The sequence below is a fragment of the Diaphorobacter sp. B2A2W2 genome, assembly GCF_056730635.1.
Genome location: NZ_JBWZOR010000004.1, coordinates 295,453 through 309,450, shown reverse-complemented (window position 1 = coordinate 309,450; position 13,998 = coordinate 295,453). Strand labels below are relative to the sequence as shown.

Genomic DNA, 13,998 nt, shown 5'->3' with positions numbered 1-13,998 from the left:
GTGTCCGCGGGCGGGGCGGGCGCGGCGTCTAATACCAATAGGTTATCGGCGCGGCGGCGATGCAGGGGTACAACCGCGGACTTCCAAAGATGCGCGGCATTGCACGGCCCTGGCGTGTCTTTTTTTCGACCTCCGGAGACACGCCGCATGCATGCCATTTCCTCTGCCGCCCCCGCGCCGTCGGTGCGGCTTCCGTTCTATCGCCAACTGTATTTCCAGGTGGTGTTCGCCATCATCATCGGCGTGCTGCTGGGCCACTTCCAGCCCGAGTACGGCGCGGCGATGAAGCCGTTCGGCGATGCCTTCATCAAGCTCATCAAGATGATCATCGCGCCGGTGATCTTCCTGACCATCGTCACCGGCATCGCCAGCATGAGCCACCTGAGCGCCGTGGGCCGCGTGTTCGGCAAGGCCATGGCGTACTTCCTCACCTTCTCCACCCTTGCGCTGGTGGTGGGCCTGGTAGTGGCCAACGTGATGCAGCCCGGCACCGGCATGCACATCAACGTGGCCGAGCTGGACCAGACCGCCGTCAAGGGCTACGTGAGCAAGTCGCACGAGATGACGCTCACCGGCTTCGCGCTGGACATCATTCCCAAGACGCTGATCAGCCCCTTCGTGGGCGACAACATCCTGCAGGTGCTGCTGGTGGCCGTGCTGTTCGGCGTGTCGCTGGCCATGGTGGGCGACGCCGGCAAGCCCATCCTGGACTTTCTGGACGGCCTGACCAAGCCCGTGTTCAAGCTGGTGAACATCGTCATGAAGGCCGCGCCCATCGGCGCCTTCGGCGCCATGGCGTTCACCATCGGCAAGTTTGGCCTGGGCTCGCTGGTGAACCTGGCCGAGCTGGTGCTCACCTTCTACATCACCTCGGCGGTGTTCGTGCTGGTGGTGCTGGGCGCGGTGGCACGGGCCTGCGGCTTCTCGGTGCTCAAGCTGATCCGCTACCTGAAGGCCGAGCTGCTGCTGGTGCTGGGCACCTCCTCGTCCGAGTCCGCCCTGCCCTCGCTGATGGAAAAGATGGAAAAGGCCGGCTGCAGCAAGTCCGTGGTGGGCCTGGTGGTGCCCACGGGCTACTCGTTCAACCTGGACGGCACCAACATCTACATGACGCTGGCCGCGCTGTTCATCGCGCAGGCCACCGACACGCACCTCACGCTGGGCCACCAGATCGCGCTACTGCTGGTGGCGATGCTCTCGTCCAAGGGCGCGGCCGGCGTGACCGGCGCGGGTTTCATCACCCTGGCCGCCACCCTGGCCGTGGTGCCCGAGGTGCCGGTGGCTGGCATGGCGCTGATCCTGGGCGTGGACCGCTTCATGAGCGAGTGCCGCTCGCTCACCAACTTCATCGGCAACGCCGTGGCCACGGTGGTGGTGTCGCGCTGGGAAAACGCGCTGGATGCCGACCGCCTGCACCGCGTGCTGGACGGGGAGGCCGAGTTCCTGCCCGAGCCCGAACGGGCGGTGGAACCCGTCGTGCTGGCCCGCCACCGGGCCTGATCCGGCAGCGGCCTTCAAGCCAGGCCCCAAAGCCCATGCACCGGCAACGGCGCGTGGGCTTTTTTTTCGTCAGAACGGCGCGTCGTCGTCGGGGCCGCTGGCCGCGGCATGCAAGGCCCCGGCGGTTGGTGCGGGGGCGGCAGCAGCGCCCCCCAGGCTCGTGCGCCCCTCGCCGCCCAGCGCCGCGATCAGGTCGGGAATCAGCTGCGACAGCTCGCCCGTGGCGATCGCCACGTCGGCATCGAAGCCGCCATCATCCTGCGCCTGGCCCTCAAACACCGTGTCCAGGAACGCCACCTTCTTGAGCTGCAGCCCCTCGGTCAGCACGAAGCTCACGCGGTCGTCCCAGCTCATGGCGAGCTTGGTGGGCAGCTTGCCCGCCTCGATGTGGCCCTGCACTTCCTCGATGTCCAGCGGGTGGCGGGCGTAGCGCACCACGGCCTTGGTCTCGTCGGGCGCCTTCAGCTCGCACTCGCGGTCGATGGAAAAGCCCGCCGGCGGCTCCTGCTCCTTGAGCCACAGCGCCATCGCCGCCTGGGGGCTGGTCTGCGTGTCCAGCAGCGCCAGCGACAGGCCGGGCAGGTGCTCCACCAGCAGGCTCACCACCTCGTCGGCACGGCCCTGGGCGCCGGTATCCAGTACCAGCAAATGCGCCTGTGGGTCGATCCATACCCAGGTGCCGCCCTGCTTGGTGAAGGCCATGGGCAGCAGGTCCAGCTTGGCCTCTTCCTTGAGTTCCTTGGTTTCCTTCTTGCCGGGCTTGCGGCCGGTCTGCTGCTCGATCTGCGCGGCCTTTTCCTTCACCTTGCGCGCCAGCACGGTGGCCGGGAGCATCTTGGCTTCCCATTGGAAGCGCAGCATCCAGTGGCCGCCCACGCTCTCGGCCAGCAGCCCATGGGCCTCGCCGCGCGGGGGCACCCAGCCGCTGGACTTTTCCTGCGTGGCGCCGCATTCCTGGAAGGGCGTCTTGGCCAGCGCTTCCTCCAGCTGGGTCAGCTCCACCTGCCACTCGGGGGCAATGCGGTACACGATCATGTTCTTGAACACGGGGAGATTCCTTTTGAAATGCCGGCCCCGCGCCAGGGCTGCACGACTGGCGGGGCGGTGAATGGTCCTGATTTGATAGCTGTCAGCGCTTATTGGATAAGCGCTGGAGGCACTTTTGGCATAAAACGACTGTAGCCGGCAGGGTGGGGCATGCCGGGTGAATAGCAGAACTTTACACAGGCGCAGAATTCGCTCACGGGCGCGTTACACACGCGGCGCACACTGCTTTGCAAGCGCAGGGTGCAGTGTCCCCCATTCGGGTGGACCACCAGGCGCCCATCACTTCCTGTGTGAAGCAAGAAAGGAAACACCATGGCCCGTTTCAAGATCACCCAGCGCCTGGCCGCCACCGCCGTGGCGGCCGCTGTGCTCGCCGGCATGGCTGTGCCCACCCTGGCGCAACCCGGCCCCGGCCCAGCTGCCACCGAGCAAGGCGCATCCCAGGCGCAGCAGCGTCCGCGCCAACGCGCCCTGACGCCCGAGCAGCGCGAGCAGTACATGGCCCAGCGCGCCGAGGCATTCAAGCGCAAGCTGCAGCTCACGCCCGAGCAGGAGCCCGCATGGAACAGCTTCCTGCAGTCCATGAAGCCCGACGCCGACGCACGCAAGGCGCGGCTGGATTGGCAAGGCATGGACCAGCTCACCACGCCCGAGCGCATCGACCGCATGCGCGCGTTGCGCTCCCAGCGCGCGGCCGAGATGGACCGCCGCGGCGACGCCGTCAAGGCCTTCTACGGCACGCTGACGCCGGCGCAGCAAAAGACCTTCGACGCCGAAGGCAAGCGCATGTACCGCCACTGGGGCGGCGACCACCCCATGGGCAAGCGCTGGGGCAAGGACGGTGCGCGGGGCAACTTCCGCGGTGACGGTCGCGGCATGCGCCACCAAGGCCCTGGCCCGGGCACAGGCGCAGCTCCCGGCGCGCCGCTGACGCCGCAGTAAGCCTGCCCAGGGCCGGGTGCGCATCCGCTGCGCCCGGCCGCGGGCTGCGGCTCTGGCCTACAGGGCGGCTGGGCAGTGGGGGGCTACAGTGGTTACATATTCAGGTAACAACAACACCTCGCAACCATGCCTACCATCGCCCGCCGCAGCGCCTTTTTCCGGCGCACCGCCCTTCTCTCCCCGGCGCCTTTTCTCGCAGCTGCCGCTGCGTGCCTCACGGCCACACCAGCCCTGGCGCAGCCGTCAGAGGACCGGGCCTACGCCCCTTCGGTCTACGTGCAGGGCGAATGGGCGCGGCGCCAGACGGATGCCATCACCATCGGTGCCACCCTGCCCTGGGGCACCTGGCGCCGCCCGCTGTGGGGCGGCGAGCTGCGCGGCCATTGGGATGTTTCACTGAGCCGCTGGTCCTTTGACGGCATCGGCGGGCACAACAGCGCCGTGGTGGTGGGCGTGGCGCCCACGCTGCGTCTGCGCCCCGACGAGGGCCGTTCCCCCTGGTTCTGGGAGGCCGGCATCGGTGCCACCGTGGCCAGCCACCGCTACCGCGTGCAGGACCATGAGTTCAGCACCCGCTTCAACTTTGCCTCGCACCTGGGCCTGGGGCGCAATTTCGGCGCACAGCGCCAGCATGAGCTGATGTTGAGCGTGCAGCACGTGTCCAACGCCGGTATCAAGAGCCCGAATCCCGGGGAGAACTTCCTGCAACTGCGCTACGCGTTGCACTTCTGAGCGGCCTGTGGACAAGCCTGGGGATGCGGCGCTGGTCATCTGCGCCTTGTCCACAGCACCCGTCCCACCGGCACAGTTGTACCCATTTCAGGCCGGACTTGACCTGGTGCCGGGACACAGACTTTGCAGTAGCGCAAGTACGCGCCGCCATTCAGAAAAAGCGGCTTGTCCACAAAATGGCGCGGGCTCTACTACTACCACTATGAAGTAATAGACACATTCATGAATAACCGGGGCGATGGCCGCGTGGGTCAGGCCGTCGGCCGGTGTGCTTCATTATTGATAGCTGCCAGCGCTTGCCCATCAAGCGCCAGCAGCCATTTTTCCTAAAAGCCGGGTTATTTGGCCAAGCCAAGCTTTTCGATGATGACCTTTTCGGTCTTCATGGTGTCCAGCGCGTACTGCTTGTAGGTGGCGCTGTCCATGTAGTAGGTGTCCATGTCGAACTTCGCCAGGGACTCCTTGTAGTTGGGCATCTCCATGGCCTTCTTGAAGGCGTCGTGCAGCACCTGGGCGATCTTCGGGTCTGTGCCCTTGGGCACCACTAGGCCGAACGGCGAGGTCTGCACCAGGTTGATGCCCACTTCCTTGAGCGTGGGCACGTTGGGGAAGCGGGCCGAGCGCTTGTCCCCCCAGACCGACAGCACGCGCAGCTTGCCCTGCTCCACGTACGGCGCCCAGCCGGGCGTGTCGGCAATCGACATCACATGCCCGCCCAGCACGGCCTGCAGCGACTCGGAGTTGCCCTTGTAGGGGATGTGGTTCAGCGTCACGCCGGCCTGCAGGGCGATGTTCTCCATCGTCAGGTGCAACGTGGTCAGCGCACCGGGCGTGCCGTAGTTCAGCTTGCCGGGGTTGTTCTTGGCGTAGGCGATGTAGTCCTGCATGGACTTGATGGGCGAGTCCGCGGGCACCACCAGGCCGAAGGCGTAGCCCGCCAGGCCGATCACGTACTGCAGGTCGGTGGCCGGGTTCCAGTTGATCTTCTGCGTGTAGGGCAGGCGGAACACCGGCAGCGGCACCTGTGCGAGCGTATAGCCGTCGGCCGGGGTGCTCTGCATCATCTGCGCGGGCAGCACGCCGCCGGCGCCGGGCTTGTTCTCGATGATCACGGGCTGGCCCAGGATCTTGGAGGCGTTCTCCGCCAGCACGCGGAATGGCACATCGGTCGAGCCGCCGGCGGTGAAGCCGATCAGCACCTTGATCGGGCGGCTGGGAAAGCGCTCGGGTTGCGCCAGCGCGGGGCCGGCCACGCAGCCGGCGGCCAGCAGCAGGGACAGGGTGCGGCGGTTGAGCAAAGCATGGGTCATGGAGGGAGTCCTTGGGTCAATGGCCTCCGGCGCTGCGATCAACCCGCTGTGCAGGCCGTGTGCTGTGGAGGCCTTCAAATAGCGTGGTTTCTCTGTGCGAAATTCATGGAGGCACGGGAGAAGTGGCGTGATTTCAGTATCCCCCTGATGAAAAACCCTTCTCGCTAGGGAAATCCATGAGTCGGTGCAGAAAAGTTGCGATGAAATAATTCCGCTAAGAGAAATTTACCTGGAGAGTGGGAATGGCGCGCACACGGAACATCGACTTCGACGAAGGCGCGGACAGCCGGCGCTTCGTGACCGCGCTGGCCCGGGGGCTGGACGTGCTGGCGTGCTTCCAGGTGGACGAAAAATGGCTCACCAATGCCGAGATCGCCGCGCGCACCGGCCTGCCCAAGCCAACGGTGGTGCGCCTGGCCTACACGCTGTGCGTGCTGGGCTACCTGCGCCATTCGCGCGACAGCGGCAAGTACGCGCTGGGCGACAGCCTGGCGGCACTGGGCATCACCATGGTGTCCAACCTGCGGCTGCGGCGCATTGCACGGCCCTACATGCAGGACTTCGCGGACCGCTACGACATCTCGGTGTCGCTGGGCATCCGCAACGGGCTGTCGGTGCTGTACGTGGAGAACTGCCGCTCGGGCACGCCGCTGTCGCTGGGGCTGGACCTGGGCGCGCGCCTTCCGGTGGCGGAGACGGCCATGGGCCACGCCTTGCTGGCCGTGATGGAGCCGCGCGAGCGCGAGCGGCTGCTGGCCGAGATCCGCCAGGCCGAGGGCGAGCGCTGGCCGCAGTTGCGCCAGGCCATCGAGACCGGGTGTGCCCACTGGCGGGCGCGCGGCTTCACGGTGGTGGTGCGCGACTGGCAGACGGACATCGCGGGCGTGGGCGCCGCCATCCGCCAGCCCGACGGCCGCGTGATCAGCTTCAACGCGGGGGGCTCGGCCAGCAAGTTCCCGCGCGCGCTGCTGGAGCAGGAGATCGGCCCGCAGTTCGCGCGCATGGTCAAGGGGCTGGAGCCGTTCGTGCGCAGCGAGGAAGCGTAAGCTATCGATTAAATAGCTGTTAGCGCTTGCTGGACAAGCGTTACAGGTCAATTGGGCTTAAAGAGGCGGCGTGCGGGCTGCGGCGATGTGGTCGTGCAGCAGTTGCTCTAGCAGATCCAGCGGCAGCGGCCGGCTGAAAAAGTAACCCTGGTACACCGCGCAGCCTGCGTGCGCCAGCCAGTCGCGCTGCGCGCTGGTCTCCACGCCCTCGGCGATCACCTCCAGGCCCAGGCTGGCGGCCAGGCCGATGATGGTGCGCACGATGGCCGCGTCGTTGGGGTCCGTGAGCAGGTCGCGCACGAAGCTCTGGTCGATCTTGAGCTGCCCGAGCGGCATGCGCTTGAGGTAGGCCAGTGACGAGTAGCCAGTGCCGAAGTCGTCTAGCGAAAAGCCCACGCCCAGCGCGCGCAGCGCCGCCATGGTGGCAATGGTGGCGGCCAAGTCTTCCACCAGCAGGCTCTCGGTCAGCTCCAGCTTGAGCTGGGAGGCCGGCGCGCCGGTGGCGGCCAGCACGCCCGCCACGTCGTCCACGAAACCCGCATCCCGGAACTGGCGCGAGCTCACGTTCACTGCCATGGTCAGCGGCGCCAGCGCCGGCACCCGCTGCCAATCGGCCAGCACCGAGCACGCCGTGTGCAGCACCCAGTGCCCCAGCGGCAGCACCAGGCCGGTCTCCTCGGCCAGCGGAATGAACTGCCCGGGCGACACCATGCCGCGCCGCGGGTGCGCCCAGCGCAGCAACGCCTCCACGCCCACGATCGCGCCCCGCGCATTGATCTGCGGCTGGTAGTGCAGCAGAAACTCTTTCTGCGCCAGCGCGTTGCGCAGGTCCGCCTCGAGCGAGGCACGCTCGGCCACGGCATGCTGCATGCTCGGGTTGAAAAAGCGCAGCGTGTTGCGTCCCGCGGTCTTGGCCTGGTACATCGCCAGGTCGGCCTGCTTGAGCAGTTCGCCCACCGTGGTGGGCGCGTGGTTGAACAGCGCGATGCCGATGCTGGGCGTGCTGCGGTACTGGTACCCGGTGAGCGCATAAGGGGCGCTGAGCACGGCGAGGATCTTCTCGCCCACGGCGCCCGCCTGCTCCGCCAGCGTGTCGCTGTGCGCGCTGAGCTGCTCCACCAGCACCACGAATTCGTCGCCGCCCAGGCGCGCCACCGTGTCTGCGCTGCGCACGCAGGTGTTCAGCCGCTGCGCCACGATCTGCAGCAGCTCGTCCCCCTGGTCATGGCCCAGCGTGTCGTTGAGGGTCTTGAAGTTGTCCAGGTCGATGAACAGCAGCGCCCCGCCCTGCTCCAGGCGCTGCGCCTTGGCCAGGGCCTGGTCCACGCGGTCCAGCAGCTGCACGCGGTTGGGCAGGTGGGTGAGCGGGTCGAAGAAGGCCAGGCGCTGGATCTCGCGCTCCTGGTGCTTGCGCGTGCCGATGTCGGCGTTGATCGCGAGGACCGACTCGGGTTCGCCACGGTCGTTGCGCACCAGCGTCCAGCGGCCTTCGGCTTCGAGGGTGCGGCCCGCGCGGTCGCACTGCAGGATCTCGCCGCTCCACACGCCATGCTGCATCACGTGCTGGGTGGCGCGCAGGAAGTCCTCCGGGTTCTGGTACAGCAGCGTGGCGATGGAGCGGCCGAGGACCTCCTCGCGCGACCAGCCGTACATGCGCTCTGCGCCCTCGTTCCAGAACGTGATGCGGTGCTCCAGGTCGCGCACGATGATGGCGTCGCGCGCCTTGTCCAGCAGCGATGCCTGCTGGCGGATGCGCTGGTCGTCCGTCTGGCGCTGCAGTTCCGCGGCCGCGCGCGCGGCGAAGATCTGCAGCGTGTTGCTGACGAACCGGCTGCGCTCCAGCGCCTGGCGGAACACCACGAAGATCATGCCGATGGGCGTGCCGTCGCTGGCCGTGAGCTGCTGGCCCACGTAGCTGCGCGCGCCCGTGCGCGCGAGCACCGGAGCCCGCGGGAATCGCTCGCGCGCACGGTCGCGGATGACCAGCGAGCGCTGGGTCAGCAGCCGCTCGCTCGGCGTGCCTTCCAGTACATATTCGGCATTGGGCTGGGTCACGCCATCGACCACGTGCGACAGCGCCACCGCCCGCCGCGCCTGCCCGGGGGCGGCCGGCAGGAAGCGGCCCACGCAGGCCACCTGGGCGCCCAGCGCCTCGGCCATGTGCTGCGCCAGATGGTCGAAGAACGCCGCGCCCACGCCGGCCGAGACGGCGGTGGCCACCTTGACCAACGTGGCCTGCAGGCGCTGCTGCTCCGCGCGGGCACGCAGGTTCTCGATGCCGAACGCGAGGTCGGCGGCCATGGCCTCCAGCAACTGCGTCTCCTGCACCCCCAGGTGCAGCACCTCGGGCGCATACAGGTACAGCAGGCCGAAGGTGCGCTCGGCGTTGCGCAGCGGCAGGCACACCACGGCGTGAAAGCCCAGCTGGGCCATGCGGTCCGCCAGGTGGCTGAAAGACGGGCTGTGGTGCACGTCGTGCACGATCACCGTGCGGCCGGTGCGCACGCACACGCCTGCCGGGCCGTTACCGCCCGGCTCCTGCGCCGACCAGCTCAGGTGCAGGTGTTCGGTGTAGTCATGGGCTTGGGCGACGCCCGCGTGCGCCACGGGCTCGATGCGCCTGTGCGCATCGTCGCGCGCCATGCCCACCCAGCCCATGCGGTAGCCGCCGATCTCCACGGCCACGCTGCACACGGCGTGCAGTAGATCGGACTCGCTGGTGGCACGCACCAGTGTCTCGCTGCAAGCGCCGCGCATGCGCTTGGCCCGGTTGACGCGCGCCAGCTCGTCCTCGATACGGCAGCGCTCGGTTACGTCGCTGGCCAGCATCTGCCACGCCGGGCGCCCGCCGAAGTCCGTGTCGCCCACGACGACTTCCACGTCCAGGGCGGCGCCGTCCTTGCGTGCGTGGCGCCACAGCCGTGGTGCGGACGCGGGAGACCCGGGTGCATGGGCCTCGCGGCGCAGCATGTCGAGTGCGCAGGTGGCCGCGTCCTGGTTCTCCGCGGACCAGAGCGCGCGCAACTCCATGCCCAGCAGCTCCTGCTCCGCATGGCCGTAGTGGCGGACCATGGCGTGGTTCACCGCCAGCAGACGCAGGCTGTCGCGGTCGCAGACCCACATGGGCTGCGGATGTTCGGCAAAGAGCGTGCGGTACTGCTGCTCGGACGCACGCAGCTGCGCGTCCACGCGCCGCAACTGCAGCATCGCTCCCAGCGATTCGGCCAGGATGCGCAGGTGCAGCAGATGCTGCGCCTCCAGCGCTGCGCCCTGGGGCACCCTCACCTGGAGCAGGCCCGCGAGCAGCGCGCCGCTGCCCAGCGGCATGCTGACCCGCCGGTGGGGGGGCTGCGCACTTCCCACATCCTGCGCGGGGGCGTCCGTGGCTGCCTGTAGGCCCGCGCGTGCGGCTTGCTCCATGCCCTGCCAGGATGCGCAGGCGTCCAGCGGCACGCGGGTGCCGATCGCTGGCAGTGGCGGCGCGCCCACGCTGGCGCGCACGGCCAGCGCATCGTTTTCGCGCAACGCGATCATTGCCCCGACTGCGCCCGTGATCGCGCAGGCGGCTTGGGCGGCCTGCGCCAGGACGTGCTCCAGGGGCAGCTGCAGGTCCGTGATCAGCTGCTGGAGCTGCAGCAGGAGTGCATGCGCCGCCGCCTCGTCGTGCGCCTGCACCGCTGCGGCCGGGCCTCCTGCCTCGGCCGGGTGGGCTGACGGGGTTCCAGTGGAATCGCTGATAGGCATGGCGCGCTGCGTGTCATGCCCACGCGCGGCCGGGATGGCGCTGCGGGGAGGAGCGAGAGGCGGCCCGGGCCATGGCGCGCGTCAGGAGCCGTCCAGGCTGGCGCCGGCCAAGGGGCTCGGCGGTGGCGCGGCGGGGTGTTGGAAGAACATGGCGGACGCTTGTGGCCCGAAAGGCGGGCGGATGTGACTGATGGTACATGGGCGCCCTCCTTCTTTTCGGCCGCGACGGCGCCGGAGCGTGTCAGCCGCGCGTGCGGCGTTCGCGCACGGCCGCAGCCAGCTGCTGCAGTACCGGCACGGTCTGTGCGAAGCTGATGCAAGCGTCGGTGACCGACACGCCGGGTGTGAGCGGCTGGCCGTCCACGATGTCCTGGCGGCCCTCCTGCAGGTGGCTCTCGATCATCACGCCGGTGATCCGCGCATCGCCCGCGGCGATCTGCTGGGCCACGTCCTGCGCCACGTCGATCTGGCGGCGGTGCTGCTTGCTGCTGTTGGCATGCGACAGGTCGATCATCACCTGCGGGCGCTGGCCGGCCTTCTCCAGCAGCGCGCAGGCGGCCTGCACGTCGGCCGCGCCGTAGTTCGGGGCCTTGCCGCCGCGCAGGATCACATGGCAGTCGTGGTTGCCGCGCGTCTCGAAGATCGCCGCCTGCCCCATCTTGGTCATACCCATGAAGGCATGCGGTGCCTGCGCGGCCTGGATGGCGTCGGCCGCCACCTTCACGCCGCCATCCGTGCCGTTCTTGAAGCCCACGGGGCAGGACAGGCCGCTGGCCAGTTGCCGGTGGCTCTGGCTTTCGGTGGTGCGCGCGCCGATGGCGCCCCAGCTCACCAGGTCGCTGATGAACTGCGGCGACAGCAGGTCCAGGAATTCCGTGCCCACGGGCAGGCCCAGCGCCAGCACGTCCAGCAGCAATGCGCGGGCGCGCTCCAGACCTTCGTTGATGGCGAAGCTGCCGTCCAGGTGCGGGTCGTTGATGTAGCCCTTCCAGCCCACGGTGGTGCGGGGCTTCTCGAAGTACACGCGCATCACGATGAGCAGGTCCTGCGCCAGCGCATCCGCCTGCTCCTTCAACAGGCGCGCGTACTCCATGGCCTGGTCATGGTCGTGGATGGAGCACGGCCCCACCACGACGATGAGGCGGTCGTCCTGCCCGTGCAGCACGCGCGAGATGGCCACGCGGCTGCTTTCCACCAGCGTTTGCGCCGCCTCGGGCGCGGGCTGCCATTCCTGCAGCAGCGCGGGCGTGATGAGCGGGCGCACGGCTTTGATGCGCAGGTCGTCGATGCGCGTGGTGTCGTGGGTGGTGAGCGGGGATGCGAGGCGTTCGGTCAGGGTCATGGTGCCCCGATTGTCGCGCTACCCGCGTGAGAGCCTGTCCGGGGAGTCCGGCGCCCTGCCCCGGCGGCAGGTGGCGGTGAAGGAAGGTAACACCGCCTGTGGCCGCCGCAAGCGGCGCCGTGGAACTTCAGGGGCGCCGGAAGCTCGCGAACTGTTGCGACCAGTAGCGCGACTTCAGGTGGTCTAGGCGCACCGTGCCGCCGCTGGACGGCGCATGTACGAAGCGCCCCTCTCCCACGTAAATGCCGGCATGCGTGGGCCGGCCGCGGCCGAACACCACCAGGTCGCCCGTGCGCAGCTCGTCCGCGTCGATGGACTGGCCGAAACCGCTCAACTGGGCCACCGTGCGCGGCGGGGCCACGCCCGCGCGGCTGGTGTACACGTAGCCGATGAGGCCGCTGCAGTCGAAGCCGCTGTCGGGCGTATTGCCGCCGTAGCGGTAGGGCGTGCCCACCAGTCCCAGGGCATGGATGGCGATGTCGCTCGACTGCTCGGGCGACAGGCGGGAATAGGCGGCGTTGCGCGAGGCAGAGGTGGGCGGCGTGGTGCCGCAGCCCACCACCAGCAGGCTGGCCGCGAGCGTCAGGACGGGAAGGGCAAAGGCGCGCATGGGGGTCAAGCGTAGCAGCCGCGGCGCGATGGCGCAGCCAACACCCCGCGCCTAAACGCGCTTTCTCCTACTTTTGCAACGTTTTTTGGGGTCATTTTTTGCACTTTTCTCGCGGCGCCTCGCCGTGGTGCACGCGCGAAGGGTGTGGGGCGCGATTGCAGCGACTGAGCCGCGCAGTACAAAAAATTGTACTAGTACAAACAATACAATGTGTGCATGCCATCGTTGTCTGTAGAAGGAAGCAATGCCAAAGACATTGCGGCAAGCCTTGAATATGCCATGCGCCGCGGTGCTCTGCCAAGCGGCGCTGCCCTGCCCTCGGTGCGCCATCTGGCCGCAGAACTGGGGGTGAATCCCAACACCGTCGCCGCCGCTTATGCGCGGTTGCGCAGCGCGGGCCGCGTGGTCACTGCGGGGCGCCGCGGCACCCGCGTAGCGGGCGAGCCGCCCCGCCCTGCCCCGTCGTTCGCTCCGCCCGAGGGCCTGCGCGACCTGGCCAGCGGCCAGCCCGATCCTGCGCTGCTGCCGCGCCCCCGCGGCGCGGCCTGGGCCGCTGCGCTGGGGCAGCCGGCAGCGGTGCCGCATGCGCCGCAAGCGGTTGCGGAAGCGCTGCTGTCGCAAGCACGCCCCTGGCTGGAGAGCCAGGGCCTGCCTGGCGATGCCGTGGGGGTCTTCTCGGGCGCGCTGGATGCGATCGAGCGCGCCCTGCGTCAGCATGCGCGCCCCGGCGACCGCGTGGCGGTGGAAGACCCGGGCTGGCCACCGCTGCTGGCGCTGCTGCACAGCCTGCGCCTGCAGCCCGTACCCCTGCCCGTGGACGCGCAAGGGCTGTGCGTTCCGGCAGCGGGCGTGTTGGCGCAGTGCTGCGCCGTGGTGGTTACGCCGCGCGCGCACAACCCCACGGGCGTGGCCCTGGGTGCGGCGCGCTGGAAGGCGCTGCGCCGCCAATTGCGGGCCCATCCGCACACGCTGCTGATCCTGGATGACCATTGGGGCCTGCTGAGCCACGCGCCCCTGGCGATGGCCGGGGCCCTGCCGCCGCTGTGGCTGCATGTGCTGAGTGTGAGCAAGGCGTTGGGCGCAGACTGCCGCGTGGCCCTGGCCGCGGGCACGCCGGCGCTGGTGCAGGGCATGTGCGCACACCAGGCGCTGGGGCCGCGCTGGGTCAGCCACTGGTTGCAAGGGCTGGTGGCGCAGTTGTGGCGGCAGGCGGCGCAGGGGCGTGCGCGGGGCTCATGGCGCCATGCCGCGGCCCAATACGCGGCCCGCCGCGCGGCGCTGACGGACGCGCTGCGCGGCCACGGGGTGGCGGCGCCCTGGCTGGAAGGCGAGGGCCTGCACGCCTGGGTTCCCGTGTCCGACGAAGCCGCGGCGGTGCAGGCCCTGGCGGCCGCGGGCTGGGCGGTGCAGGTGGGCGCGCCGCTGCGGCTGCACAGCAGGCCGGGTGTGCGCATCAGCCTGGGCGCCGTGGGCGTGCGCGATATGGGCCGGCTGGCGCGCGACCTGGCAGGGGCGCTGCGGCCTGCGATGCGGGCGGTGTTTTAACGAACGCGAGCGCGCCGCGAATACGGCAGCGCTCCCGTGCTGCACGCCGCCCGTGGGGGGAATGTTGTCAAAGTCCGCTTCTTGAAATCTCGCTTCTTGCGGAGGGAGGCGGTCCTTGGAACTGCCGCCACGTGGTCTGTGGTTGACCTCTCTGCGGGCGACGAGCTAAGGGTTAAGGGC

At 68.9% G+C, this 13,998-nt stretch carries 10 protein-coding genes; 5 read left to right on the top strand and 5 right to left on the bottom strand.

Annotated elements, in window-relative coordinates:
• Positions 1–147 precede the first annotated feature (147 nt).
• Positions 148–1,500 carry a dicarboxylate/amino acid:cation symporter gene (locus tag AC1PPL_RS10040; protein WP_012655145.1) on the top strand — a complete coding sequence of 451 codons (1,353 nt, stop codon included), beginning with the start codon at positions 148–150 and terminating at the stop codon, positions 1,498–1,500.
• A gap of 69 nt (positions 1,501–1,569) precedes the next feature.
• On the opposite strand, the gene AC1PPL_RS10035 is transcribed toward AC1PPL_RS10040, so the two are convergent.
• A complete protein-coding gene (locus AC1PPL_RS10035) occupies positions 1,570–2,547 on the bottom strand; it encodes a recombination-associated protein RdgC (RefSeq protein WP_479973186.1) in 978 nt (325 codons plus the stop codon).
• A gap of 312 nt (positions 2,548–2,859) precedes the next feature.
• Between AC1PPL_RS10035 and AC1PPL_RS10030 the strand changes: the two genes are divergently transcribed.
• Together AC1PPL_RS10030 and AC1PPL_RS10025 are read left to right on the top strand one after the other, a co-directional pair.
• Positions 2,860–3,489 carry a Spy/CpxP family protein refolding chaperone gene (locus AC1PPL_RS10030; protein ID WP_479973185.1) on the top strand — a complete coding sequence of 210 codons (630 nt, stop codon included), beginning with the start codon at positions 2,860–2,862 and terminating at the stop codon, positions 3,487–3,489.
• Between the two features lie 126 nt (positions 3,490–3,615).
• Positions 3,616–4,221 carry an acyloxyacyl hydrolase gene (locus tag AC1PPL_RS10025; protein WP_088887997.1) on the top strand — a complete coding sequence of 202 codons (606 nt, stop codon included), beginning with the start codon at positions 3,616–3,618 and terminating at the stop codon, positions 4,219–4,221.
• Between the two features lie 338 nt (positions 4,222–4,559).
• Here AC1PPL_RS10025 and AC1PPL_RS10020 read toward each other — a convergent pair whose 3' ends face one another.
• The gene (locus AC1PPL_RS10020) at positions 4,560–5,531 is read right to left on the bottom strand and encodes a tripartite tricarboxylate transporter substrate-binding protein (protein ID WP_088887998.1); all 972 of its coding nucleotides are present in this window, start codon (positions 5,529–5,531) and stop codon (positions 4,560–4,562) included.
• Between the two features lie 242 nt (positions 5,532–5,773).
• Between AC1PPL_RS10020 and AC1PPL_RS10015 the strand changes: the two genes are divergently transcribed.
• A complete protein-coding gene (locus AC1PPL_RS10015; protein ID WP_012655140.1) occupies positions 5,774–6,577 on the top strand; it encodes an IclR family transcriptional regulator in 804 nt (267 codons plus the stop codon).
• Positions 6,578–6,634: 57 nt separating this feature from the next.
• On the opposite strand, the gene AC1PPL_RS10010 is transcribed toward AC1PPL_RS10015, so the two are convergent.
• From AC1PPL_RS10010 to AC1PPL_RS10000, 3 genes are all read right to left on the bottom strand, one after another.
• Positions 6,635–10,321 carry a bifunctional diguanylate cyclase/phosphodiesterase gene (locus AC1PPL_RS10010; RefSeq protein ID WP_479973184.1) on the bottom strand — a complete coding sequence of 1,229 codons (3,687 nt, stop codon included), beginning with the start codon at positions 10,319–10,321 and terminating at the stop codon, positions 6,635–6,637.
• A 241-nt stretch (positions 10,322–10,562) separates the two neighbouring features.
• The gene (locus tag AC1PPL_RS10005; protein WP_088887999.1) at positions 10,563–11,663 is read right to left on the bottom strand and encodes a 3-deoxy-7-phosphoheptulonate synthase; all 1,101 of its coding nucleotides are present in this window, start codon (positions 11,661–11,663) and stop codon (positions 10,563–10,565) included.
• A gap of 127 nt (positions 11,664–11,790) precedes the next feature.
• Positions 11,791–12,273, bottom strand: coding sequence for a C40 family peptidase (locus AC1PPL_RS10000; protein WP_012655137.1), 483 nt, complete (start codon positions 12,271–12,273; stop codon positions 11,791–11,793).
• 216 nt (positions 12,274–12,489) lie between these two features.
• Between AC1PPL_RS10000 and AC1PPL_RS09995 the strand changes: the two genes are divergently transcribed.
• Positions 12,490–13,818: an aminotransferase class I/II-fold pyridoxal phosphate-dependent enzyme gene (locus AC1PPL_RS09995; RefSeq protein ID WP_479973183.1), complete on the top strand. Its 1,329-nt coding sequence runs from the start codon at positions 12,490–12,492 to the stop codon at positions 13,816–13,818.
• Positions 13,819–13,998 lie beyond the last annotated feature (180 nt).